General features: G+C 50.2%; 25 protein-coding genes and 2 tRNA genes. 24 read left to right on the top strand and 3 right to left on the bottom strand.

Translation table 11 applies throughout. The features are described from left to right. Positions 1-18 precede the first annotated feature (18 nt). Both hydE and DXA97_RS02705 read right to left on the bottom strand, forming a co-directional pair. A complete protein-coding gene (hydE, locus tag DXA97_RS02710) occupies positions 19-1,071 on the bottom strand; it encodes a [FeFe] hydrogenase H-cluster radical SAM maturase HydE (protein ID WP_118718484.1) in 1,053 nt (350 codons plus the stop codon). Between the two features lie 5 nt (positions 1,072-1,076). After that, positions 1,077-1,307, bottom strand: a complete 231-nt coding sequence (locus DXA97_RS02705; RefSeq protein WP_243107533.1) for a TM1266 family iron-only hydrogenase system putative regulator — start codon at positions 1,305-1,307, stop codon at positions 1,077-1,079. 537 nt (positions 1,308-1,844) lie between these two features. Between DXA97_RS02705 and DXA97_RS20655 the strand changes: the two genes are divergently transcribed. From DXA97_RS20655 to galE, 5 genes are all read left to right on the top strand, one after another. Continuing rightward, entirely contained in the window at positions 1,845-2,204 is a 360-nt protein-coding gene (locus DXA97_RS20655) for a hypothetical protein (RefSeq protein ID WP_243107532.1), read from the top strand. Continuing rightward, positions 2,165-3,223 carry a Na+/H+ antiporter NhaC family protein gene (locus DXA97_RS02700; RefSeq protein ID WP_243107531.1) on the top strand — a complete coding sequence of 353 codons (1,059 nt, stop codon included), beginning with the start codon at positions 2,165-2,167 and terminating at the stop codon, positions 3,221-3,223. The genes DXA97_RS20655 and DXA97_RS02700 overlap by 40 nt, the downstream gene beginning before the upstream one ends. Positions 3,224-3,241: 18 nt before the next feature. Next, on the top strand, positions 3,242-4,117 hold the full coding sequence (locus DXA97_RS02695; protein WP_118718482.1) for an MBL fold metallo-hydrolase: 876 nt from the start codon (positions 3,242-3,244) through the stop codon (positions 4,115-4,117). 262 nt (positions 4,118-4,379) lie between these two features. Then, complete coding sequence (gene sigK / locus DXA97_RS02690; protein WP_118718563.1) at positions 4,380-5,006, top strand: RNA polymerase sporulation sigma factor SigK; 627 nt, start codon at positions 4,380-4,382, stop codon at positions 5,004-5,006. A 226-nt stretch (positions 5,007-5,232) separates the two neighbouring features. Further along, positions 5,233-6,258 (top strand): UDP-glucose 4-epimerase GalE, encoded by a 1,026-nt coding sequence (galE, locus tag DXA97_RS02685; protein ID WP_118718481.1) that lies wholly within the window; start codon positions 5,233-5,235, stop codon positions 6,256-6,258. A 95-nt stretch (positions 6,259-6,353) separates the two neighbouring features. Here galE and DXA97_RS02680 read toward each other — a convergent pair whose 3' ends face one another. Further along, positions 6,354-6,884, bottom strand: a complete 531-nt coding sequence (locus tag DXA97_RS02680; protein ID WP_118718480.1) for a DUF4364 family protein — start codon at positions 6,882-6,884, stop codon at positions 6,354-6,356. Between the two features lie 146 nt (positions 6,885-7,030). Here DXA97_RS02680 and DXA97_RS02675 point away from each other — a divergent pair, with 146 nt between their 5' ends. The 19 genes from DXA97_RS02675 to DXA97_RS02590 all read left to right on the top strand — a co-directional run bounded on the left by DXA97_RS02675 (position 7,031) and on the right by DXA97_RS02590 (position 23,468). Next, the gene (locus tag DXA97_RS02675; RefSeq protein WP_118718479.1) at positions 7,031-10,516 is read left to right on the top strand and encodes a DUF5717 family protein; all 3,486 of its coding nucleotides are present in this window, start codon (positions 7,031-7,033) and stop codon (positions 10,514-10,516) included. A 92-nt stretch (positions 10,517-10,608) separates the two neighbouring features. Then, positions 10,609-11,835, top strand: a complete 1,227-nt coding sequence (locus DXA97_RS02670; protein ID WP_118718562.1) for a DUF5716 family protein — start codon at positions 10,609-10,611, stop codon at positions 11,833-11,835. Beyond that, on the top strand, positions 11,832-12,644 hold the full coding sequence (locus tag DXA97_RS02665; protein ID WP_118718478.1) for a tetratricopeptide repeat protein: 813 nt from the start codon (positions 11,832-11,834) through the stop codon (positions 12,642-12,644). Before DXA97_RS02670 ends, DXA97_RS02665 begins: the two co-directional genes overlap by 4 nt. Before the next feature lie 121 nt (positions 12,645-12,765). Then, positions 12,766-12,838 (top strand) — tRNA-Val (locus DXA97_RS02660). Between the two features lie 14 nt (positions 12,839-12,852). After that, positions 12,853-12,926, top strand: a tRNA-Met gene (locus DXA97_RS02655). A 309-nt stretch (positions 12,927-13,235) separates the two neighbouring features. Further along, positions 13,236-13,892 carry a phosphatase PAP2 family protein gene (locus DXA97_RS02650; protein ID WP_118718477.1) on the top strand — a complete coding sequence of 219 codons (657 nt, stop codon included), beginning with the start codon at positions 13,236-13,238 and terminating at the stop codon, positions 13,890-13,892. A 199-nt stretch (positions 13,893-14,091) separates the two neighbouring features. After that, the gene (locus DXA97_RS02645; RefSeq protein WP_118718476.1) at positions 14,092-15,015 is read left to right on the top strand and encodes a diacylglycerol kinase family protein; all 924 of its coding nucleotides are present in this window, start codon (positions 14,092-14,094) and stop codon (positions 15,013-15,015) included. A gap of 82 nt (positions 15,016-15,097) precedes the next feature. Further along, positions 15,098-15,673: a 2-C-methyl-D-erythritol 2,4-cyclodiphosphate synthase gene (gene ispF, locus DXA97_RS02640; RefSeq protein ID WP_118718475.1), complete on the top strand. Its 576-nt coding sequence runs from the start codon at positions 15,098-15,100 to the stop codon at positions 15,671-15,673. A gap of 116 nt (positions 15,674-15,789) precedes the next feature. Further along, a complete protein-coding gene (cysS, locus tag DXA97_RS02635; RefSeq protein WP_118718474.1) occupies positions 15,790-17,199 on the top strand; it encodes a cysteine--tRNA ligase in 1,410 nt (469 codons plus the stop codon). After that, complete coding sequence (locus tag DXA97_RS02630) at positions 17,184-17,624, top strand: ribonuclease III domain-containing protein (RefSeq protein WP_118718473.1); 441 nt, start codon at positions 17,184-17,186, stop codon at positions 17,622-17,624. Before cysS ends, DXA97_RS02630 begins: the two co-directional genes overlap by 16 nt. After that, positions 17,621-18,361 (top strand): 23S rRNA (guanosine(2251)-2'-O)-methyltransferase RlmB, encoded by a 741-nt coding sequence (gene rlmB / locus DXA97_RS02625; protein ID WP_118543731.1) that lies wholly within the window; start codon positions 17,621-17,623, stop codon positions 18,359-18,361. The genes DXA97_RS02630 and rlmB overlap by 4 nt, the downstream gene beginning before the upstream one ends. Before the next feature lie 100 nt (positions 18,362-18,461). Continuing rightward, positions 18,462-19,574, top strand: coding sequence for a transglutaminase-like domain-containing protein (locus tag DXA97_RS02620; RefSeq protein ID WP_243107530.1), 1,113 nt, complete (start codon positions 18,462-18,464; stop codon positions 19,572-19,574). A gap of 19 nt (positions 19,575-19,593) precedes the next feature. Beyond that, entirely contained in the window at positions 19,594-20,583 is a 990-nt protein-coding gene (locus tag DXA97_RS02615) for a type II secretion system F family protein (RefSeq protein ID WP_347561428.1), read from the top strand. Positions 20,584-20,655: 72 nt separating this feature from the next. Beyond that, entirely contained in the window at positions 20,656-20,793 is a 138-nt protein-coding gene (locus tag DXA97_RS21825) for a hypothetical protein (RefSeq protein ID WP_347561427.1), read from the top strand. Between the two features lie 62 nt (positions 20,794-20,855). Continuing rightward, positions 20,856-20,999 (top strand): hypothetical protein, encoded by a 144-nt coding sequence (locus DXA97_RS21820; protein WP_347561426.1) that lies wholly within the window; start codon positions 20,856-20,858, stop codon positions 20,997-20,999. Then, complete coding sequence (locus DXA97_RS02605; protein ID WP_118543728.1) at positions 20,983-21,477, top strand: DUF4860 domain-containing protein; 495 nt, start codon at positions 20,983-20,985, stop codon at positions 21,475-21,477. Before DXA97_RS21820 ends, DXA97_RS02605 begins: the two co-directional genes overlap by 17 nt. Then, on the top strand, positions 21,474-21,875 hold the full coding sequence (locus DXA97_RS02600; protein WP_118718472.1) for a hypothetical protein: 402 nt from the start codon (positions 21,474-21,476) through the stop codon (positions 21,873-21,875). Before DXA97_RS02605 ends, DXA97_RS02600 begins: the two co-directional genes overlap by 4 nt. Positions 21,876-21,960: 85 nt before the next feature. Next, the gene (locus DXA97_RS02595) at positions 21,961-22,386 is read left to right on the top strand and encodes a short-chain dehydrogenase (protein WP_177303307.1); all 426 of its coding nucleotides are present in this window, start codon (positions 21,961-21,963) and stop codon (positions 22,384-22,386) included. A gap of 17 nt (positions 22,387-22,403) precedes the next feature. Beyond that, a complete protein-coding gene (locus tag DXA97_RS02590; protein ID WP_118718471.1) occupies positions 22,404-23,468 on the top strand; it encodes a PilT/PilU family type 4a pilus ATPase in 1,065 nt (354 codons plus the stop codon). Positions 23,469-23,558 lie beyond the last annotated feature (90 nt).

Here is a 23,558-nt window from a genome sequence, read left to right as displayed (position 1 = left end):
CATTTTAGCAACCTTCCGTCAGAATTTTTCAAGTATGATGTCACCACGTGCGGTGACGATGGAGTAGCCGATGGATTCCATACGGCGGTTTAAACAGGAGCGGCACTGGGCCGATTCATCCCCGGTACAGATCTTATTGTCGTAGAGCGCATATTTTTTCCGCTCGGACACCGGGGAAAGGTTTGGCATGACCACATTGGCGCCTGCCAGGATGCCTTTTTCCCTGCCCTTTGGATCGATCGTGCCAAGGGCCGTGGTCGCAGGCAGCAAGATATTTGGCTTGATCAGCCGGATGAGAGAGAGCAGGTAGATCGTCTGGTCTGCGGTTCCTGCCGGCATATCACGGAAAGGAGTATCTTTCTGCGGGATGAACGGGCCAATACCGCACATTTCGGGCTGAAAGGCCTCGATAAATTTTAAATCCTCCGCGAGGCAGTCTGCGGTCTGGTAAGGAGAACCAACCATAAACCCACAGCCCACCTGATAACCAATCTCCTTTAAATCCCTCAGACAGCGCATCCGGTTATCAAAGGACATGGATGCGGGATGCAGCTTTTCGTAGTGCGCTTTGTCTGCAGTCTCGTGGCGGAGCAGATACCGGTCCGCTCCTGCATCGAACATTTGCTGGTAATCCTCTCTGGAGCATTCTCCGAGGGAGAGCGTTACCGCGCAGTCTGGATAGCGCTCCTTGATCTCGCTAACAAGGCTGCAGACTTCATGTACCGGGACAATGCCTTCGCCGCCCTGCAGCACAAAGGTGCGAAAACCTAGATTCCATCCCTCTTCGCAGCATTCTAAGATCTGTTCTTTCGTGAGCTGGTAGCGGTCGCAGCTTGTGTTGGATCTGCGGATGCCGCAGTAGATACAGTCGTTTCTGCAGTAATTTCCAATCTCGATCAGTCCGCGCACATAGACACCGGTACCGTAAATTTTGCGGCGCAGGGCATCGGCTTTTTTTGCAGCATAGTCTGCCAGTTCTTTCGTCTGACCTTCCACCAGCGCCCGGTATTCTTCCTGCGCCAGGGCGTGACGCTCCGCCAAAAGGTCGATCAGGGTAAAAAGCTTTGTCATGGCACTTACCCGATGATGTTGGAGTAAGCGGTTTTGACGCTGACCCCGTCCAGATTTCCAAGCTTTCCGGCTAGGGCGGAGATCGTATCCTGCGGTGCGTCCATGGCAATGGATACGATGCTTATATGCTTCTGGCGGTAGGGAATTCCCATTCTTCCGATGATATACGGGCCGTACTCATGAAGCATGGAATTCAGCTTCTCTACGGAATCCGGGTTTTCTACGATGATACTCATAACAGCAACACGTGTTCCATAAAACCTCCTGTTTGTTGTAGTGGTGGATGACTGCGGAAGCAGCAGGCAGTCATAAAGACAGAGAAAAAATGCTACCGGGTATGAATGCATGAACTGTAACAGAAAAAGCCGCGCCCCGAAGGGTGCGGCTGGACAGACTACGACTTTAGACCATGAACCAGACGAACCTTTCACGCAGGGGGAAGCTGTCAGTCTACAGGGAAATGACAGAACCTCCTTAATGTCGGGAAGCGCTTTTTGATTGATTGTTACTGTTCACGCAAGCGTGCCCAGCTTTTTGATTCTCAATAACTCCAGAATACCATAGAAAAAAACAGATTTCCAGTAGTACTTGAAATTTTACGGAAAGTCCAGTATAATAAAACAATATTTGACGGTTTAACGCGTTAAACTGTTGAAAACATTCTGCGAGTTAGAAAAATCTTGCGTCTGCATATTCCGTATATTGCATGTGCAGCCGCATGACTGAGAAATGCTTCGGAATGGAAGAGAAAGAGGATAAGAGAGGGAAACACAATGAACGAAGAAAAGAAACTGAATATGCTTCAGTCGCTGGTGCTCCTGCTTCTGATCATCGGATCGGTGGCAGTCTGCATCCGGTTGAAGACGGGAGGCCCGATGATCGGATTGTTTATGAGCTGGATCATCATTTATCTGTTTTGCAAAGTCTTAAAAATGGATTATGACAAGGTGGTAAGCGGTGCTTACGATGCCATCCGGGTTGTTGTGCCGACGCTGTGCCTGCTTATGGCAATCGGTGTTATGATCGGTACCTGGCTGCAGAGCGGTACCATTGCATCGATCATTGTAGGTGGTTTAAAGATGATCAATCCGACATGGCTGCTTCCGCTGACCTGGTGTTCTGTGCGGTATTAAGCCTTGTGACCGGAACCTCCTATGGTTCTGTAGGAAGTGCCGGAGTAGCCATGATGGCGATCGGTAACGCCATGGGGATCAATTCTGGCATGGTGGCTGGTGCCGTGATCTGCGGTGCCATGTTTGGTGATAAATTAAGCCCGCTTTCAGATACGACAAACCTGGCCCCGGCAGTAGCAGGCGCAAAGCTAAACGACCATGTCCGTTCCATGCTTTGGACAACCCTGCCGACCTTTGCGATCAGCCTGGTGCTCTTTACCATTCTTGGTATCAGCCAGACCTCTGGCGGTTATGAGGAAGGAAATCTGCTGGTTTACGTCGATGCCCTCCAGGGCGAGTTTAAACTTGGGATCGTGACGCTGATCCCGGCCATTGTGATCATTGTCCTGCTTTTATGCAAGGTCAATGCCATCGTGTCGCTGGGACTTTCAGCAGTCTGCGCCGGTGCAGTGTCCTGGTTCTGCCAGGGCGCAACCCTGCAGAGTATCATCCGCGTGGCTTATAACGGCTACAGCACCCAGATCGAGGAGGCTATTTTAAAGACGATCTTAAACCGCGGCGGAATGAGCAGTATGCTGCAGTATGTGGCTATCATCTGCTTTGCAGTTGGAATGGGCGGAATGCTGGACCGTCTTGGAGTGCTGGAGAATATCTTAAATGCGATCACGGACCGGATCCACAGCGACGGAAGCCTGATCCTGGCAAGCCTTTTGGTCGGTTATGTGACCAGCCTGATCAGCTGTTCCCAGCCGATGTCCCATGTGCTGACTGGCAACATGATGAAGCCGTTATTCAAGGAACGGAAGATTGCACCGGAGATCTTATCCCGTACGCTGGAAGATGCAGGAACCTTGTCTGGACCGATGATCCCGTGGCACGGTTATTGTGTATACATGGCGGGTACGCTGGGTGTAGCATGGTTTGCATTCTTCCCGTATCTGTTCCTTTTGTATTTAACACCGTTATTCAGTATTTTTTACGGATTTACGGGAATTTCCATCAAACATATTGAAGAATAGGAAGGGAAGCATCTGATCATGGAAACAAAACTTGTACTTCTTGGCACCGGCACGCCGAACGCGTGCCCCAATGCCAGCGGACCATCTTCCGCAGTTGTTGTAGGAGACCGGGCATACCTGGTTGATTTTGGGCCGGGTGTGGTCCGTCAGGCTGCAAAGGCCTATCAGAAGGGGGTGGATGCCCTGCGCCCGGACCGCCTGACTGTGGCCTTCTGTACGCATTTGCATACCGACCACACAGCCGGGTATTCTGACCTGATCTTTACCCCGTGGGTGTTGGAGCGGAAAGAGCCGTTGAAGATGTTTGGCCCAAAGGGCATCAGGGAAATGACTGGTTATATCCAGAAGGCTTACGCAGTGGATATCGATTTCCGCATCAACGGCTTTGAAAAAGCAAATGAAGTGGGGTACAAAGTAGAAGCAGCGGAAATTCAGCCGGGCGTGATCTACCGGGATGACCGGGTAACGGTAGAGGCATTCCCAGTCAGTCACGGGACACTTGAAAGCTACGGCTTTAAATTCACGACTCCGGATAAGGTGATCGTGATCAGCGGCGATACCGCACCGCTTGAAATCGTGGCAGAGAAAGCGAGAAACTGTGACATTCTGCTGCATGAGGTGGAGTACACAGCCGGACTTTCTGCCCGGGAGCCAAAATGGCAGAAGTATCACAGGGAGGTGCATACCTTAAGTGTGGACCTGGCTAAGGTGGCACAGAAAGCGCAGCCAAAGCTTCTTGTCACATATCACCGGATCTATCATATGGAAATCCAGGATAATACGGTGGATGTGGAAGCGGAGATGGAACGCAGAAACGAAGCAATCCTGCAGGAAATCAGGAATGCTGGTTATGAAGGTGCTGTCGTGAACGGACAGGACCTGAATATTTTCTAAAAACGTTATTTTGAACAATATTTTATAATGTTTTCATTGAAACCAGACGTCCTGCATGATAAGATATACGTACAAGAAAAAACACGTTGGCTCTGCATCAGAGGACAAAAGAAAATGAAAACAGGACATAAAAAATTGCAGCCAGTAATAAGGTTTTCCGCGGAACTGGAAAACAGCATAGAAACTCGGACGCGCAGAATGCGCACTGGAAAAGCCACCGGAGCATAAACTATCATAAGAATGCTTCAGGGTGGCTTTTTCTTTGCAGACATTTCCAAAGCCGTTGACACCTGGAGAGGAACGGGCCTGCCTGGAACGCTTGCAGGAGGGCGACCGTGAGGCACGCGATATCCTGATCGAACGAAACCTGAGACTGGTAGCGCATGTAGTCAAAAAATACCAGGGGACGGAATATGAAACCGAGGATCTTTTATCGGTAGGCACGATCGGCCTTATCAAAGCCGTAAATACCTTCCGGCCGGACCGTGGGAGCAGGCTGGCAACATACGCGGCGAAATGCATTGAAAATGAAATCCTGATGCTGTTTCGCGCAGGGAAAAAGTATAACCGGGAGGTCTCTTTATTTGAGCCGATCGGGGTAGACAAGGATGGGGAGTCGGTCAGCCTGGTGGATGTGATCGAGCTGGAAACCAGGGAGACGCTGGAAGACCTAATCCTGGAACAGGACAAAAAAGCGCTCTATGAGGCATATGCCTGCTGCTTAAAGCCACAGGAGCAGACGGTGGTAAAGCTGCGCTATGGCCTGTTCGGGACAAAGCCGCGCACCCAGCGGGAAATTGCAAAGCAGCTTGGGATATCGCGCTCCTATGTTTCGCGAATCGAAAAGCGCGCACTGAAAAAGCTGGCAGAGCAATTGAAAACAGGTTAATGTACAGGAGTAGGAATTTTTAAACCCCAAACCCAAAATAATCATATAAGTTGCAAGAAATTTGCATTGTTTTCAGATGCTTTCCCATATATAATGTATGGGAAAGCATTTTTACAGTGCAGTCTAGGCACTAAGTTTATGTTTGCAGTTTATTGCATTGCAGACTGGAAAGGCGCCGGTGGTGCGTCTGTGGATTGAAACAAACAATCAAAGGAGGGGTATTATTATGTCTACTATTTTAGTGACAGGCGGTGCAGGTTATATCGGAAGCCACACCTGCGTGGAGCTTTTAAATGCTGGATACGATGTGGTTGTTGTGGACAACCTGTGCAATTCCTGCAGAGAGTCTTTAAAGCGCGTGGAGGAGATTACCGGAAAGAAGCTGACATTCTATGAGGTGGATCTGTTAGATGAACCGGCTCTGGATTCTGTATTCCAGAATGAAAAGATAGACGCAGTCATCCATTTTGCAGGCTTAAAGGCAGTTGGGGAGTCGGTATACAAGCCGCTTGAGTATTACCATAACAACATTACCGGAACGCTGATCCTGTGCGATGTCATGCGCCGCCATGGCTGCAAGAGCATTGTCTTCAGTTCTTCTGCAACCGTCTATGGAAATCCGGCTTTTGTGCCGATCACCGAGGAATGCCCGAAGGGCGAGATCACCAATCCTTACGGACGCACCAAGGGTATGCTGGAGCAGATCTTAACCGATCTTCACACAGCAGATCAGGACTGGAAGGTTATGCTGCTCCGTTACTTTAACCCGATCGGAGCCCATAAATCCGGACGTATCGGTGAAAATCCGAAGGGAATCCCGAACAATCTTCTTCCATATATTACCCAGGTGGCAGTCGGCAAGCTGGTATGCCTCGGCGTATTTGGCAATGATTATGATACCCCGGACGGCACCTGTGTCCGTGACTACATCCATGTTGTTGACCTGGCAGACGGCCATGTAAAGGCTCTGGACAAGCTGGCAAAGGAACAGGGCGGTGTCTGGATCTACAATCTGGGAACCGGAGTCGGCTACAGTGTTCTGGATGTGATCAATGCCTTTGAGGAGGCCAACAACTTAAAGATCAACTACGTATTCAAGGAGCGCCGTGCAGGCGATGTCCCGCAGTGCTACGCAGATTCCTCCAAGGCGGAGCGTGAGCTTGGCTGGAAGGCAAAATACGGCATCCGTGAGATGTGTGAGGATTCCTGGAGATGGCAGAAGAACAATCCGAACGGATACGAGGAGAAATAAGGAACGCGTTTTTACAATGCACGGGCAGCGAAACGCATCCTAAGCTAAGGAGCACCGGAAAATAAAAAGAATAGTAAGATAAAACGAGGAGGCCGTCAGGCCTCCTCGTCGCTCATTAAAGACTTCATGATAAACGAATAAATTTCTTTGCTTTTATGTTCCCACTGGGCACTCATGGCAGCAGCCTGGTCGCGGTCCGGAACGGACAGGTTCAGTTCAATCAGGGGAGAACGCCCCTCGCGGACTTCACAGTGGACGATATAATCCTGGCTGGTGGACTTATAATAATCGGAAACAAGGCTGACCTCATTGCGCAGGCGCAGGCGGTTTTCCTTTAAATAGGTGTCCATGTCCTCAATGATCGCAGGGGAAATGCTGCTCTCGAAAAAATGAAGGGTTTCTTCGCCTTCTTTTGTGATCTCATAGCGGGTTGTGCTGTGTGTGGATTCTGCGTGGATCAGCCCGGAATCCTTTAACTCACCGAGTGCCTGCTGGAGTGTAAAATAGCTGGCATACTCATGCTGGAGGAAAAAATCCGTTAGCTGTGCGTTGGTCAGTGGGAAATTTACTTTCTTGAGCATGTACAGGTTCATCAGTTTATATAACGTCATCGGTTCAGATAACATAGAAAAAAGCCTCTTTCATCTGGAAAATTTTCTTCATGATTTTGTAAACATAAAGTTACAAATTTTTCTTAATCATACCAATTTAAACCTTTTAAATCAAGTAGAATTATGCTAAACTAATTTCACATGTGATAAAGAGGGATACTATGAGAGAAAAAATTAACCGCCTGGCAAAGGGCATTGTTGATACAGAAATCCCGGAGGTCCTGATTCTGCCGGAAACGTGCGGGGGAACGGTGACAGCCGGACAGATATGCAGAAAAGAACTTTATGTGTCGGACCGTTATGGCTTTTTTGTAAAGGGCCTGATCTATTCGTCCCATCCGTGTGTGAAGGTGCTGGGCTCTTCCTTTGGAGGAAACCGGAACCGCCTTTTTTATGAGGTAGACTGCCGTACCCTGTCAGATGGAGACAAAATCGAGGGAGTGTTTGATCTGGTGACCAATGGCGGCGAAAAAAAGCTGCCATATTCTTTTGTTGTGGAACCGGATCCGGTTGGAAAGATTCTGGCAGATTTAAAAACGCCGGAGGCATTTGCGAAGCTGGTACAGTGCGATGCGGAATTTGCGAAGCGCCTGTTTGCGTACCAGGATTTTACGGATGCACCATTTTTACAGGATCTGCACGTCCGTGCCCTTTATGATGGATTAAAGGGCAAGCCGGACCGCCAGAATGAGCTGGAGGAATTTCTTGTCGGGCTGAATGTAAAAAAGCCTGTAGAATTAAAGGCAGATACTGCGGTGCGCAGTCTGGAAAATCCGCCTGCCGGCCATCAGGAAATGATCCGGGTGGAGAAAAATACCTGGGGCTATGTTCGCTTTGAGGTCCGGACAGATGGTGAATTTATCACACTTCCAAAGACCACATTTACCGAAGATGATTTTCAGGATGGGGTTTGCGAAGTCCCGTATCAGGTAAATACAGCACATCTCCACCAGGGGAAAAATCTGGGAGCGCTTATGGTGTCCTCCATGCGCCAGGACATCTGCATTCCGGTGGAGGTGCAGTATGGAGAAGAACGGAAGGACCATCAGGCCTATGGCAGGCGTGAGGCCTTTGGAAAGTACCTGGAGCTGAGACTGGAATATGAGCTGGGCCTTTATGGGGAAGCACTAATGCTGAACCAGCTAAAGCAGCAACTGGAGCTGATCCAGAACCAGTATGGGGAGAGCCTGGCAGTCAGCCTGTACAGGGCAGATCTTCTGCTTCTGGAGGGTGACATGGAAGGCGCCGGAAAGGTGCTGGAAGATTGTAAAGAAGAAGCGGATTCCGTGCGTAAGTACCGCCCGGAGTATGCAAAACTTCACCTGTACCTGTCAAAGCAGGTGATGTCCGGCTCTGGACAGGCTGAACAGGAGGAGATGCCGGCGGAAGAACTGCTTAAAGAGCTTTGCGGAGAGTTTGAACAGGGCAGCCGCAGCCCGTATCTTTATGTCCGGGTGTGGGAGGTATACCAGAAAAATCCACAGCTTCTCACAGAGCTGTCCGGCTTTACGGTCCAGGTCCTGATGTTTGCTGCAAAACGCAAGCTGGTGGATGAGGACTTTGCCAGACGCGCGGCAGAGCTGGCGGTTTCCAGAAAGTACGGGGGAAGGCTCCTGCTGCGCCTTATGACGATGCTGTATCAGCAGCATCCGGATACTGGGATCTTAAATGCAGTCTGCAGTATCCTGATCAAGGCAGACTGCCGCGACAAAAAGTACTTTCCGTGGTATCAGAAGGCGCTGGATGAAGGCGTGAGCCTGACCCGTCTGTACGAATATTATCTGTATGCGCTTCCGGAGAATTATCCGTATCTGCTCCCAAAGGAAGTTCTTTTGTATTTTTCGTATGAAAAATCGATGGATGCTGCTAACCGTGAGGTCCTTTACAACAACATCGTGAAATTCATGAATCCAGAATCGTCCTTATACCGTCAGTATGAGCGGGATATCGAACAGTTCACCATGGAGCAGCTGCTTGCATCACGCGTGAACCAGCGTCTGGTGACCTTGTATCATCATGTCCTTTATAAGGAAATGATCGATGAACAGGTGGCAAGGGTGCTGCCTGCCATTTTGCGTTCCTACCGCATTACTGTGCCGGACCGGAATATCTGCTCGGTAGTGGTTTGTTATGAAGAACTGGACCGGGAAGATGTTTTCCCGGTGAAGGATACCGTGGCGTATGCACCGTTGTTTTCCAGTCATCCGGTGCTTTTGTTCCAGGATAAATACGGAAACCGGTATACCAATATCTCTTACCGGAAACAGCGGGCCATGACCGGGGATACAGAGAAGCTTCTGGAACGCTGCTATGAGATCTGTCCAGAACAGCCGATGCTGCTTCTGGAGCGCTGCAGTGCCATTGTACGAAACGGCATGACGGATCCTGCTGACCGCCGCATCTTAAAGCGGGAGCTGGGAGAGTTAAGACTGCATGCTTTATTCCGCACAAAGCTGCTCCACTGTCTGCTCGATCATGACAGCAGACGGCAGAATGCAGAGGAAACTATGCCGGGAGTACTGGATTATCTGGGACAGGTAAAACCGGAACGTCTGTGCAGGGAAGACCGGGCGAAGCTCTTACAGCTTCTGATCCGGCAGGGGTGCAGTACGCAGGCTTTTGCAATTGGAAAGGAATACGGCTTTTGCGGTGTCAGAAAACGGGACCTGTTGGAGCTTTGCAGCCAGATGATCTTAAAACAGCTGCCGGAATCCGATGACACGCTGCTCGGGATGGCCTGGGAGCTTTTTTCCGGTGGACAGTGGGATGGAGCGCTGCTTGATTATCTGTGTGAGCATTTTAACGGAACCTCTGCGCAGATGTACAGCCTCATGCAAAAGAGCGAAGAAGAGCATGTGGAATTATACGACCTTCCGGAGCGTCTGCTTGCACAGATGATGTTCAGCGGCGAAACCGGGCATATTGATCCGGTTTATGATTGCTACCGGAATGGAAAACAGACCAGCGTCCTGGTGAATAAAGCTTACTTTACCATGAAGTCAGCGGATTATTTTTTAAAGAACCGCACGACAAGGGACATGGTATTTGCGTATCTGGAGGATGCAGTCCGGGAAACAGAAGAAAAGAAACGGATCCCGACCATCTATCTTCTGGCGCTGACGCTATGGTACAGCCGTCAGGATACTTTGTCAGAAGAACAAAAGAAACTGGCGCGCAGTATGGCAGACCAGCTTTTAGAGGAGGGAAGGATCTTTGCGTATTTCCATCAGCTTGGACAAAAAATCCCAATGCCGGATTCTGTGATGGACCAGATTACTATTGAATACCGGGGGAGCAGGGAGGTGCGCCCGGAGCTTAAGATCCGGGTGCTTCCTTTGGAAGAGGATAGCCATAATGCAGAGCTTACAAAGGTCTATCCTGGTATTTACATTCACCAGCATGTGCTGTTTGAGGGCGAGGTGCTGGAATATGAGGTTTATGAGAATGGTGCAGAGGGAAAAATACAAAAAGACAGTGGGCGTCTCTCCTATGACAGCCTGCAGACAAGCGGACATATAAGCCGTTTTAGTGCACTTAACGATATGAGCCGGTGCCTGATGGAGCACAATACACCAGAACTGAAAGAAAAAATGGAAAAATATCTGACAGACCATGCGGCTATGGAGTCTTTGTTTACCCTGATGTAAAGGCCCGGTCCTGTCAGAGAAGGCAGAATGCGGAAACGGTTCCTGAAAAAACGGGGGAACCGGAAGCATAAATGCCGGATAAGAGGAAGTATATGAATGAATTGGTAGCAGGCATTGATCTGTGCGATGAATATACGCAGATCAGTTGCGGAGACGAAGAACAAATATGGACATTTCCTACGGTGCTCTGCCGCCATAAGCTGGCAGATGCCTGGTATGTCGGGGAAGATGCCTATGCGCATACACTGAGCGGTGAGGGGAACCTGACCGATAAGCTGGTGAAGCTGGTCCTAAAGGATGGGACAGCCACACTGGATGGAAGGCGTTATACGGCCCAGGAGCTTCTGACCCTGTTTTTGGAGCGTGTCCTTCAGATTGTAATGAAAGAGTCAGGCCAGACCGGGATGTTTGCCGGACTGGTATTTACCGTGCGGAGCCTGGATGAACGTCTGGTGAAGGCACTGTATGAAAGCGGTGAAAAGCTTGGCTTTTCAAAGGAGCAGATCCAGATCATCGGGCATTCGGAAAGCTTTATTTACTATATGCTGAGCCAGAAGAAGGAAATCTGGAACGGAACGGTCGGGATGTTTGACCTGGCAGAGGAGGAGCTGCGTTATTACGAAATGAAGGTCCAGCGTGGCTTAAAGAAAAATGCGGTGCTGGCAGAATATGAAAAAATAGAAGAAAGCTTCAGCCTGGATATCCTGGAAACGCCTTCCGGGGCGAAGCTTGGCGATAAGATCTTATGTACCTGCGCAGACCGGCTGATGCAGAGAAAGCTGTATTCTGCCGTATTCCTCATGGGAAAGGGCTTTGAAAAGCGTGACTGGGCAGAGGATTTCATGAAGCTGCTCTGCACAAAACGCCGTGTATACATGGAAACCGCAGTGTTTGCGAAGGGTGCTGCCTACTGTGGCGCAGACCGGCAGCGCCCACAGACCTCCTACCCATATGCCATGATCTGCGAGGGACGCCTGAAGGCCTCGGTTACCATGCAGGTGTTGTTTAAGGGGCAGGAAAAGGAAGTGACGCTTGCGGCAGCCGGAGATAGCTGGAGGGAGTTTCGTGCCATGCTGGAGGTTATTCCGGAAAAGCAGAATGCGGTCGAGCTGGAGGTCACACCCTTTGATTCCAAAAAGAAAAAGGCAGTAACCATTCTATTGGAGGGTTTTCCGGAGCGCCCGGAAAAGACAACAAGGGTAAGGATCGAGCTTGCCTTTCTCGATGAAAAAACCATGAAAGTAACGCTGACAGACCGTGGGTTTGGAGAATTATTCCCGGCATCCGGCGCAAAGATCGTACAAGAGGTTATGCTATGAGCTTAAGATTATGCAGGTCAGAACAGGTGAAAAATCCATATTATGTGGGCTTTCTGGGTATCCATGTATATTCTGTCCAGGAGATGGCGTATGTGATCTATCATTATCCGCTTCTTGTGATGGACCGTCTGGTAGATGAACGCCTTCTGGATTTTTTGCGGGAAGAATTAAATCTTGGTTTTCTGGCACTCAAGTTGGAAAACTGGAAAAAAAGCGGGGAAGACCCGGATGAGATGCTGGTCCTTCTGCTGCAGGAGAGCGATTACTATTCCCAGGGAGAAATTGCGGAATATAAGCAGACACTGGCGGCTTACCGGAAACAAAAGCCGGAGGAAATGAAAAAGCTGTGTGCAGACGCAGTGTTTGGCATGCGCCAGTATGGAAAAGCAGCCCGCCTATACCGGGAGATTCTGGAAGAGTCCGGGGAAACGCAGGCAGACAGAATGTTTACAGCCAGAGTCTGGAATAATCTGGGGGCCTGCTATGGCCGCATGTTTTTGTTTGACAAGGCTTATGATGCGTTTGAGAAGGCTTACAACCGGAGTGGAAGCCGGGAATGCCTGCGGAGTCTGTACTGGATCGAAAAGCTGGATAGCCGCATAGTTCTGGGAGAGCGCTTCCGGGCTGCAGTTACAGAAGCAGAAAAAGCAGACTGGGATGCAGCGTTTTTGGGGGCGCAGGAGCAGGCCGGGCAGTCAGAACTGGTAAAGCAGGTCGAAGACTGGTTTCGGGAAGGAACGGCAGATGGGGAAAAAGCTGCCGCTGAGCTGATAGAAACATGGAAAAGTGAATACCGTGCCATGGTATAGCGCATGAAAATGATAGTTTTGCATAAAATTTAAAAAAATGAAAAATAATGCTTGACATATCTTGGAAAACACGGTAAACTATCGGAGCAGTCGTAAGTGAGACATCCTGCGACAGTCATATGGGGTCTTAGCTCAGCTGGGAGAGCATCTGCCTTACAAGCAGAGGGTCATAGGTTCGAGCCCTATAGGCCCCATAGTAACAAAATATGGCGGAATAGCTCAGTTGGCTAGAGCACACGGTTCATACCCGTGGTGTCGAGAGTTCAAATCTCCCTTCCGCTATGAATTTAGAAGTTCTGGTTTTCCAGAACTTCTTTTTGTTTCATAGGAAATTGCGTCCTATGAAACAAAAAGCGCTCCGCTGGGATGCGCACTCGGCGCAAAGGTGGATGGTTGCCAAAGCAACCGCGCCTCGGCGCGAGAATGTGCCAAGGCACATTCTTTTGCGGCTTGGCATACCGGGGAGACGCCAGTGGCACCTACGCTGATTATTTATGATATTAAAATTTTTCTAAAATCCCTTGTATCCTGAAAATGGGTGTGTTATAATCCGAAAAAGTCAAACGAAACATTATCTGAAAGGAAAGTCAAGTGAAAAATCTGTTAAAAAAATATGGACACATCTGGGTCTGTGGGTACATCCTTCTCTACCTTCCGTATTTTTTCTGGCTGGAGAGTGTGGTCACAGACAATTATAAGATCATGCATGTGGCGTTGGATGACATGATTCCATTTTGCGAGTACTTTATCATTCCCTACATCATCTGGTTTTTTTATGTATCCGGTGCGGTGCTGTATTTCTTCCTTACCAGTAAACCGGATTATTACCGGCTGTGTGCTTTTTTGTTTATCGGCATGACCATCAGCATGCTGATCTGCACCATTTATCCGAATGGTACCGATCTGCGCGTTGAGGTAGATCCAGATAAAAGTATTTTATGCTATCTGGTGCAGAAGATCCACGACAGCGATACCCCGGCCAATGTATTCCCGAGTATTCATGTATACAATTCCCTGGGCGTCCACATCAGCGTCATGAACAGCGAACGCTTGAAAAACTGTAAATGGGTGCGCCGGTGCTCCTTCATCATTATGGTAGCAATCTGCCTGTCCACGGTATTTTTAAAGCAGCATTCCGTGGTAGATGTAACCGGTGCAATGGTGCTGGCCTACGTGATGTATCTGTTTGTATATGGAAATGTTTATGTAGAGAGTCGCAGAACAGCAAGACAGAAAGTAACAGGATAATCATACAGAATGGAAAGTCAGGTCCCACGGGCCTGGCTTTTTTTGATTTATTTGTAGTTTTTGGAATCCTTTTTTTGGATTGTCAGAATTGATTTTATTTTTATACAAAATTTCTTAGGAGATTTTGTGGTTTTATGATATACTTATAGGTAATAATGTGTGGGTAACTGCTTTGCAGTTACAAATGCGGGAGGTGCCCATGTACTATTTTATTGTAAATCCGAACGCGCACGGCGGACGGGGAGAGAAGATATGGAAAAAACTGGAAGTTAAGATCCAGAAATCAGGAATCTGCTATGAGGCATATCTGACGAAAGAGCCCGGGGATGCCAGACGCATGGCGTCAGAGCTGTCTGCAGATATGCAGGAGCCGGCTACCATTGTTGCGGTGGGCGGGGACGGTACTGTGAACGAGGTTTTGAATGGCCTTGCGATAACGGATCTTCTGACCTTTGGGTATATCCCGACCGGGTCCGGCAATGATTTGGCCCGCGGCCTTAATCTTTCGCGGAATCCTCATAAGTGCCTAAAGCGGATCTTGAGCCCGGTAGAAATCTGCCGGGTGGATTACGGAATCCTCTCCTATGAGGAGGAAGAACCTGTTTACCGGCGTTTTATGGTCAGCAGCGGGATCGGCTTCGATGCTGCCGTCTGTCACCGCCTGTTAGACCGCTCCGAAAAAGGCGGGCTGAAACAGCTTGCCGGAAGGGGACGTTATATTCTGGAAGGACTCAGACAGCTTCTGACTGCAAAAGCCGCCAGAGGGTACCTGATCTTAGACGGAGTCCGCCGGGTGGAATTTAACCATATTTATTTTGTATCTGTGCATAATCATGGCAGTGAGGGCGGTGGCTTTTTCTTCGCTCCCAAGGCGGTCTGTGACGATGGGGAGCTGGAGCTTTGCGTGGCACATACAGCCTCGAAGCTCCGCCTGCTCCCGGTCCTTTTAGATGCATACCGTGGTCATCTTGGCAGGCGGCGCGGGGTCCACTTCTACCGTTGCAGGGAGGCAGTCATTCATGTAGACTGCCCGCTTCCGGTCCATGCGGATGGGGAAAACTGTTATTGCCAGGAAGAACTCAGGGTGCGCTGCGTAAAGCAGAAGCTGCGCATGATCCTGTAAAGAAAATGGAGCAACAGGACTGTGAAAAACAAACACGCAGTTACCAAAACAAAAACGAAATAGAAATAAAGGAGAGACAACAATGCGAATTGGACAAGGATACGACGTCCACAAGCTGGTAGAGGGTCGGGATCTGATTCTGGGAGGCGTTATGGTTCCTTATGAAAAAGGTCTTCTCGGACATTCCGACGCGGATGTGCTGGTTCATGCAGTCATGGACGCTCTTTTGGGAGCTGCCGCACTGGGAGATATTGGCCAGCATTTTCCGGATACCGATCCGAAATATAAGGGAATCTCCAGCATTGCCCTGTTAAAAGAGGTAGGTGCACTGTTGGAAAAAGAGGGGTATATCATCGAAAACATCGATGCAACCATCATTGCGCAGCGGCCAAAGCTTGCAGCTTACCGTCCGCAGATGGCAAAAAACATTGCAGAGGCGCTGCATCTGGAAGTAAATCAGGTGAGCGTAAAGGCAACGACCGAAGAGGGGCTTGGCTTTACCGGAAGCGGCGAGGGGATCTCCTCTCAGGCAATCACCCTGCTTTCCCATATGCGTGATTTTGCGGCAGATGACCGCATGGTATACCGCGACGACGCTTACAGCGGAGGCTGCGGCGGCTGTCCGGGGTGTTGCGGCAGTAAGAGTGCAGAAGAATAATTCTAAAAGCACAGCATCAGCAATCCTGCTGCAGGCCATCTGCAAGTGAGCAGCGGCAGAGACCGCACAGGAAAGAAACAGCCAAAATAGTAGGAGAAGACAAGGAGAAAACGATTATGAAAATTTTTAATACTCTGAGCAGAAGAAAAGAAGAGTTTGTGCCATTGGAGCCGGGAAAGGTAAAAATGTATGTGTGCGGCCCGACTGTATACAACTTTATCCATATCGGAAACGCACGTCCGATGATCATTTTCGATACTGTGCGCCGTTATTTCGAGTATAAGGGCTACGATGTCAACTACGTTTCCAACTTCACGGATGTAGATGACAAGATCATCAAAAAAGCCATTGAGGAAGGCGTCGATGCGGAAACCATCTCTAAACGCTATATCGCAGAGTGCAAGAAAGACATGGCGGACATGAATGTAAAACCGGCAACCACCCACCCGCAGGCAACCCAGGAGATCGCAGGTATGCTGGAGATGATCCAGACCCTGATCGACAAGGGACATGCTTATGTGGCAGCAGACGGTACCGTATATTTCCGCACCAAATCCTTTAAGGGCTATGGCAAGCTTTCCCACAAGAACTTAGATGAGATGCAGTCCGGCTTCCGTGAGCTGAAGGTAACCGGTGAAGAAAATAAAGAGGATCCGTCAGACTTCGTGCTCTGGAAACCGAAAAAAGACGGGGAGCCATACTGGGAGTCTCCGTGGTGCCAGGGCCGTCCGGGCTGGCACATTGAGTGCTCTGTGATGTCCAAAAAGTATCTGGGCGAGCAGATCGATATCCATGCAGGCGGCGAGGACTTAATCTTCCCGCACCACGAGAACGAGATTGCGCAGTCTGAGGCAGCAAACGACAAGACCTTTGCAAATTACTGGATGCACAATGGCTTCTTGAACATCGATAACAAGAAGATGTCCAAGTCTCTTGGAAATTTCTTTACCGTTCGCGAGATCGGTGAAAAGTATGACCTTCAGGTTCTGCGCTTCTTTATGCTGAGCGCCCACTACCGCAGCCCGATCAACTTCAGTGCGGAGCTCATGGAGGCTTCCAAGAACGGACTGGAGCGTATCATCACTTCTGTTGAAAAGTTAAAAGAGCTGCAGGGCAAGGTATCCGGCGATGCACTGACTGAGACAGAGCAGGAGAACCAGAAGACCGTGAACGAGCTGATCGCAAAATTCGAGGCAGCTATGGACGATGACTTCAACACAGCAGATGCGGTTTCTGCAATCTTCGAGCTGGTTAAGCTGGCAAACAGCACCGCAAACGAAGAAAGCAGCAAAGCCTATGTAGATCTGCTTAAGGAAACCATCAGCAAACTGAGCGATGTTCTTGGTATCATTACCGAACGCAAGGCAGAGGTTCTGGACAGCGAAATCGAGGAGCTGATCGCGGCAAGACAGCAGGCAAGAAAAGAGAAAAACTTTGCCCGTGCCGATGAGATCCGCCAGCAGCTTCTGGATATGGGCATTATCCTGGAAGATACCAGAGAGGGTGTAAAATGGAAGAGAGCATAAAGATCGAGGAGGCTATCGCGAAAGCTTTAAAGCTGGAAGCGGTGGATCCGCGGACCTACTCGCCGCTGGTGCTGGCCTACATCGGAGATGCCGTTTACGAGCTGCTCATCCGCACGAAGGTCATCAACCACGGCAGCATGCAGGTCAACAAGATGCATAAAAAGAGTGCCAGTCTGGTAAAGGCAGAGACACAGGCGAATATCATCAAAGCCATTCAGGAGGACTTAACCGAGGAAGAGCTGGCAGTTTATAAGCGCGGGCGCAATGCCAAGTCAGCCACCACGGCCAAGCACGCCACCATGATCGATTACCGCATGGCAACCGGCTTTGAGGCACTTGTCGGCTATCTGTACCTGCAGGCACGTCACGACCGTCTCCTGGAGCTGATCCGGGACGGACTGGAAAAGATTGGAGAACTTTCATGAGATACGAAGAATTAACCATTGAAGGACGCAATGCCGTGTTAGAGGCATTCCGCTCCGGCAAAACGATCGATAAGCTGTTCGTGCAGGATGGCTGCAAGGACGGACCGGTCCAGACCATCGTAAGAGAGGCAAGAAAGGGCGATACCATCATCAATTTCGTGCCGAGAGAGCGCCTGGACCAGATGTCCGAGACTGGAAAGCACCAGGGTGTCATCGCCTACGCTGCGGCTTACGAGTACGCAGAGGTAGAGGACATCTTAAAGGCAGCAGAAGAAAAGGGTGAGCCGCCGTTTATCTTCCTGCTCGATGGAATTGAGGATCCGCACAACCTCGGCGCGATCATCCGTACCGCAAACCTGGCAGGTGCACATGGTGTCATCATTCCGAAGCACCGCGCGGCAGGTCTTACTGCAACGGTAGCAAAAACCTCCGCTGGTGCATTAAACTACACGCCGGTGGCAAAGGTTACCAACCTGGCGCAGACGATCGAAGACCTGAAAAAACGTGGCTTATGGTTTGTCTGCGCGGATATGGGCGGTGAAGTCATGTACCGTCTGAATTTAAAAGGACCGATCGGTCTGGTGATCGGAAACGAAGGAAACGGAGTCGGCAAGCTCATCCGTGAAAAATGTGATATGATCGCTTCGATTCCTATGAAGGGCGACATCGACTCCCTGAATGCATCCGTGGCAGCCGGAGTTCTGGCTTACGAGATCGTGAGACAGCGGCTGAACTAAAAAGAACAGATTTGCTAGGCAGTTACCAGATGTATGAAATTGTTTAGCAGCAAGGCACTCCTGGGATCCAGGGGCGTTTTCGCAAAAGAGGTGTTAACGTATGAAAAAAAGAAATATCTGTGTCAGTGCAGCAGCTGTGATGACGGCAGTTATGCTGTACGGGTGCGCGGGCAGTAGCGTTCCGGCAGAAACGGCGGCTTCTGCGAACGTCGCAGCATCTGCGGAAAATGGGAAAGAGTCTGTGGAAAACGAACAGAAGACCGAAACCGCAGAGACAGGTGAAGCAACTGCAGCAGTGACGGAGACTGCAGAAGATTCTCAGGAATCTCTGGGGCTGGCAGACGCTGGTGCAGCAGAGACTCTGGCTGTCATCGAGGACGAAGCTGTTCCGCTCTACCAGAAACCGGCAGGCAGCGATGTGCGTACCCCGGTGGCAAGCGGCAGTGTGACCTATGGAAATGGTCGTGCCACCATCGATGCATCCAATACATCCAAGGGCTATGTCATGATCAAGTATACCGGCGGACAGAGCCGCATCAAGATCCAGATTGCAAAGTCAACCACTTATACGTACGACTTAAACGCGCGTGATGCCTACGAGGTGTTCCCGTTTACCGAGGGAAGCGGAACCTACAGCATCAAGATTTTCGAGAATGTCAGTGGCAACCAGTACGCACAGGTTATGAGCCAGAATGTATCGGTCAGCTTGAGCGATGAGTTTGCCCCATTCCTGACCCCGAACCAGTATGTAAACTTCTGGAACGGAAGCGCGGCAGTCAATAAGGGCGCGGAGCTGGCGGCTTCTGCGGCAGATGCGATCGGCGTGGTTACCAATGTATACAATTATGTGATCAACAACATTACCTACGACACTGCCAAGGCCGCTTCGGTACAGAGCGGTTATCTTCCGAATGTGGACCAGGTGCTGGCGCAGAAAACAGGCATATGCTTTGACTATGCAGCTCTGATGACAGCAATGCTGCGTTCTCAGGATATCCCGACGAAACTGGTTATCGGCTACAGCGGCGGGCTGTATCACGCATGGGTCAATGTCTACATCGATAATATAGGCTGGGTCGACAACTTCATTTACTTTGACGGACACAACTGGTCTCTGATGGACCCGACCTTTGCTTCCTCAGGAGGACAGAGTGAGTCTATCAGGCAGTACATTGGAAACGGATCCAATTATCAGGCAAAATATACTTACTAAGGCATAAGGGGAGAGGACTATGGCAGCGAAAGTTTATACCGGACGGGAACTGTCGGCATTCTGCCTTCAGGTATCGATTCTGTTAAAAGCGGCAGTTCCGTTAGATGAAGGACTGTATTTGATGGCAGACGATGCTCCTACCGAAGAGGAAAAGAAGCTCCTTCACACCATGGGGGAAGATGTAGAGCTGGGCGACCCGTTCTTCGAATCCCTGGAACGTACCGGCGCATTTCCGCCCTACGTGGTGCGCATGGCAAAGCTGGGACAGCAGAGTGGTACCCTGGACCAGATGATGGAGTCCCTGGCAGATTATTATGAAAAAGAATATTACATGATGAAAAATATCCGCAATGCTATTACCTATCCGGTGATGATGGTCGGCATGCTTCTGATTGTACTATTTGTCCTGTTCACCCGCGTAATGCCGGTTTTTGAGCAGGTATACGCACAGCTTGGTGTACAGATGTCTCCGCTTTCCCAGGCGGCCTCCAGGCTTGGCGGTATTTTAAGCGGTGCAGCTCTGGTGGTGTTTGTACTTCTGGCAGTGGCAGTCCTGATCGCGGCAATCGCGGCTGGCGCAGGAAAAGAATTGACGATTGCTCACAAGCTTATGGAGAGGCTGAAACGAAACAGCAAGACAGCGCTGGCAGCTGCAGGCCGCCGTTTCACCGCAGTGCTTGCACTGACCATTCGCAGCGGTATGGAACTGGATAAAGGTATGGAGCTGGCAAGAGAGCTGGTAGACAATGGCAAGGTGGCAGAAAAAATCGATGTCTGCAGCGAAAAACTGCAGCTGGGTGAGGGCTATTATGAGGCCATGAAGGAATCCGGACTGTTCAGCAGCTTTCATATCCAGCTTATCAAAGTAGGTGTGCGAAGCGGTAAGATGGACGAAGTGCTGCAGGAAATTTCAGATGACTATGAACAGCAGGCAGATGCTTCCATTGATGCTATGGTGGCAAGACTGGAACCTACTCTGGTGGCAGTCCTGGCAGTGGCAGTCGGCTGATCCTTCTTTCTGTTATGCTTCCGCTGGCAGGAATCCTGGCGGGGGTAGGCTGAGACTGACGGAGGGATGAACATGAAAAAAAAATGGGATAAGCGGTTCCTGGCTGGATGCATTGCCTCTGTGATCGTGTTCGGCGCGGTCATGGGCCTGTTTGTGAACGGAGTGTTTTCCTTCCTGGGCCGTGCAAAGTCAGAGGCTCTGATACCCTGATCAAGGCGATCCGCCAGGCTTCTGTACAGTGTTATGCGATTGAAGGGCGTTATCCGCCGAGCGTGGAATACCTGGAGGAGCATTATGGAATCCAGATCGACCGGGAACGCTACAACGTGTTCTACAGCGGTTTCGCTTCCAATATCATGCCAGACATCACCGTGATCCCTGTAGAAGGAGGTGAAGACAATGACTGGCAGCCATAACCGCAACGACGGACAGACCATGAGTGTCCTCTTTACCATGCTCCTGTTCCTTGTCTTCATCATGTGTGCCCTGTTTACGGTACTTGCAGGAAGCAAGGTGTATGAAAATATCAGCAGGCGTATGGACCAGACTTATACCGGAAGTGTCGCGCTCCAGTACGTGGCGAACAAGGTACGACAGGGCGATACGGAAGGTTGTGTAGATGTAAAAACGATTGACGGACAGCAGGTTCTGGAAATCCGGGAAAGCATCGAAGGCGGGGACTACGTCACCTGGATCTACTATTTTGAGGGCAGCATCCGCGAGTTATTTACCTATGAAGACAGTGGACTCGGGCTTGCAGACGGTCTGGAAATTCTGGAATGCGACGGTCTGGAATTAGAGCAGGATGGCGCGTTGCTTCATGTAAAAACCATGGGAACAGGCGGAGGCAGTCTGACGTTATCTTTGCGCAGCGGAAGGGCGGTGACGGAGTGACGAATAAACGAGGTGGTTCCGGCTCCGGCATTTTCCTGATGGAAATGATGGTAGTCGTATTTTTCTTTATGCTCTGCGCATCTACCTGCATTCTTGCATTTGCAAAATCAGACCGGATGAGCCGTCTAGCCTGGGAGCGTGACCATGCTGTCAGCGCGGCACAGTCGGAGGCAGAGCTCTGGAAGCTTTCAGATGAGCGCATGGATGGGAAGCAGGACCGCTACTGGAATGCAGACTGGGAAGAGACACAAGACCCTGCTGCGGCGGTCTATACGGGTGTCCTGACAGAGTCCGTGCAGGATACCGGCATGCAAAATCTTCAGATTGTGATCCGGGAAGCCGGAGAACGCGGCGAAGAACTGTTTGTGCTGGAAGCAGCGAAATATGTGAGACCATAGCCAGGCGGACGCCAAATGGGAAAAACAAGGAACCGGGCCGGACAGCAGGTGGAGGATCACAGGAAACATCCGGAGGATGAGACAGATGGCAAAACAGGAAATCAGAAGAAAAGCGAATATCGGAAGTTCCAGTCTGATCCTGATCTTTATTGTGCTTTGCCTGGTGACATTCAGTGTATTGTCCCTTGGCAACGCAAAGCGGGAGGACGCACTTTCCCGCAGAAGCGCAGATTCGGTGCAGGAATACTACCGCGCGGATGCGGCGGGAGAGGCATTTTTACAGCTGGCAGACCAGGCGCTCTTAAAGGGCGACAAAGACAGTCTTATGCCATATCTGCAGAGTGCTTCCGGCACCTATTGTACCGATGTGGCCATGAATGCAGGTCAGGCGCTCCGGGTAGAACTGGCGCTGGACTGGGAACAGAAAACGTATCAGGTGCTTTCCTGGAAGGTATATCACCAGGAAGACTATGAGATCGATCAGTCCATTCCGGTATGGAGTGGCAATTAAAGCAGGAGGGAGTGCCTTTGTTTACAGAAGATGTACTGCGCAATGCAGTAGAACAGGGTGCGGCAGATATATTCCTGATCCCAGGCATGCCGCTTTCCTGGAAGGTGGGCGGAAAGATCATGTATCAGAGTGACGAAAAGATTTTTCCGAAAGAAATTGAAGAGATGGTGCGGGAAATTTACGCACTGGCAAATAACCGCAGCATGGATCATGTCGTGGAATGCGGTGACGATGACTTTGCAATGGCACTTCCGGGCGTTTCCCGTTTCCGTGTCAATGTATTCCGTCAGAGAGGTTCTCTGGCTGCAATCATCCGTGTGATCACATTTGACCTGCCGGATTTTCGAAATCTGAACATCCCTCAGGTGGTGATCGATATTTCCCATATGACGAAGGGCTTTGTTCTGGTAACGGGACCTGCGGGAAGCGGTAAGAGTACCACGCTGGCCTGTATCATTGACCAGATCAATAAGACACGCAACGTGCATGTGATCACGCTGGAGGATCCGATCGAGTACCTGCACCGGCATAATCAGAGTGTTGTTACCCAGCGAGAGATCGGCCTGGATACCGAAAGCTACGTGACGGGTCTTCGCGCAGCGCTCCGTCAGGCACCGGATGTTATTCTGGTTGGTGAGATGCGCGATGAAGAAACGATCAAGACAGCACTGACTGCGGCAGAGACCGGTCATCTGGTCATTTCTACCCTGCACACAGTCGGCGCGGCCAACACCATAGACCGAATCATTGACAGCTTCCCGCCGGCACAGCAGGAACAGGTGCGGGCACAGCTCTCCATGGTCATGCAGGCCGTGGTTTCCCAGCAGCTGATCCCGAAGGTGGAGGGCGGTGTGGTCCCTGCCTTTGAGGTTATGTTCTTTAACAATGCGATCCGAAACCTGATCCGTGAGTCCAAGATCCACCAGATCGATAATATCATCGCTACCTCCCAGGAGGAAGGCATGATCACCATGGACAACAGCCTCATAAAGCTGTTTAAGGATGGAAAGATCAGCAGGGAAAATGCTGTTATTTACAGCAGCAACGGTGAGCTGATGGAAAAGAAGCTGGCAAGGCTATAATAGAAGACAGGATGCGAAAAAGGCGTTCTGGCAGTGGAATTTGCTGCCAGAGCGCCTTTTTCATATGATAGGAAATTACGTCCTATCATA

The organism is Clostridium sp. OF09-36 (genome assembly GCF_003481985.1).
Lineage (GTDB): Bacteria > Bacillota > Clostridia > Lachnospirales > Lachnospiraceae > Brotaphodocola.
The sequence above is the reverse complement of the archived record's forward strand: the minus strand, read 5'-3'. Positions and strand labels throughout refer to the sequence as shown.

Excerpts from the sequence above, each read along its gene's own strand:
- DXA97_RS02615 (WP_347561428.1), top strand. The coding sequence starts at position 19,594 with ATGGCAGCGAAAGTTTATACCGGACGGGAACTGTCGGCATTCTGCCTT.
- DXA97_RS02675 (WP_118718479.1), top strand. The coding sequence starts at position 7,031 with ATGAGAGAAAAAATTAACCGCCTGGCAAAGGGCATTGTTGATACAGAA.
- DXA97_RS02705 (WP_243107533.1), bottom strand. The coding sequence starts at position 1,307 with ATGAGTATCATCGTAGAAAACCCGGATTCCGTAGAGAAGCTGAATTCC.
- DXA97_RS02620 (WP_243107530.1), top strand. The coding sequence starts at position 18,462 with ATGAAAAAAAGAAATATCTGTGTCAGTGCAGCAGCTGTGATGACGGCA.
- galE (WP_118718481.1), top strand. The coding sequence starts at position 5,233 with ATGTCTACTATTTTAGTGACAGGCGGTGCAGGTTATATCGGAAGCCAC.
- DXA97_RS20655 (WP_243107532.1), top strand. The coding sequence starts at position 1,845 with ATGAACGAAGAAAAGAAACTGAATATGCTTCAGTCGCTGGTGCTCCTG.
- DXA97_RS02670 (WP_118718562.1), top strand. The coding sequence starts at position 10,609 with ATGAATGAATTGGTAGCAGGCATTGATCTGTGCGATGAATATACGCAG.
- DXA97_RS02665 (WP_118718478.1), top strand. The coding sequence starts at position 11,832 with ATGAGCTTAAGATTATGCAGGTCAGAACAGGTGAAAAATCCATATTAT.
- hydE (WP_118718484.1), bottom strand. The coding sequence starts at position 1,071 with ATGACAAAGCTTTTTACCCTGATCGACCTTTTGGCGGAGCGTCACGCC.
- DXA97_RS02695 (WP_118718482.1), top strand. The coding sequence starts at position 3,242 with ATGGAAACAAAACTTGTACTTCTTGGCACCGGCACGCCGAACGCGTGC.
- ispF (WP_118718475.1), top strand. The coding sequence starts at position 15,098 with ATGCGAATTGGACAAGGATACGACGTCCACAAGCTGGTAGAGGGTCGG.
- DXA97_RS02645 (WP_118718476.1), top strand. The coding sequence starts at position 14,092 with ATGTACTATTTTATTGTAAATCCGAACGCGCACGGCGGACGGGGAGAG.
- DXA97_RS21825 (WP_347561427.1), top strand. The coding sequence starts at position 20,656 with ATGAAAAAAAAATGGGATAAGCGGTTCCTGGCTGGATGCATTGCCTCT.
- DXA97_RS02595 (WP_177303307.1), top strand. The coding sequence starts at position 21,961 with ATGGCAAAACAGGAAATCAGAAGAAAAGCGAATATCGGAAGTTCCAGT.
- DXA97_RS02605 (WP_118543728.1), top strand. The coding sequence starts at position 20,983 with ATGACTGGCAGCCATAACCGCAACGACGGACAGACCATGAGTGTCCTC.
- DXA97_RS02680 (WP_118718480.1), bottom strand. The coding sequence starts at position 6,884 with ATGTTATCTGAACCGATGACGTTATATAAACTGATGAACCTGTACATG.
- rlmB (WP_118543731.1), top strand. The coding sequence starts at position 17,621 with ATGAGATACGAAGAATTAACCATTGAAGGACGCAATGCCGTGTTAGAG.
- DXA97_RS02700 (WP_243107531.1), top strand. The coding sequence starts at position 2,165 with ATGGCTGCTTCCGCTGACCTGGTGTTCTGTGCGGTATTAAGCCTTGTG.
- DXA97_RS02630 (WP_118718473.1), top strand. The coding sequence starts at position 17,184 with ATGGAAGAGAGCATAAAGATCGAGGAGGCTATCGCGAAAGCTTTAAAG.
- cysS (WP_118718474.1), top strand. The coding sequence starts at position 15,790 with ATGAAAATTTTTAATACTCTGAGCAGAAGAAAAGAAGAGTTTGTGCCA.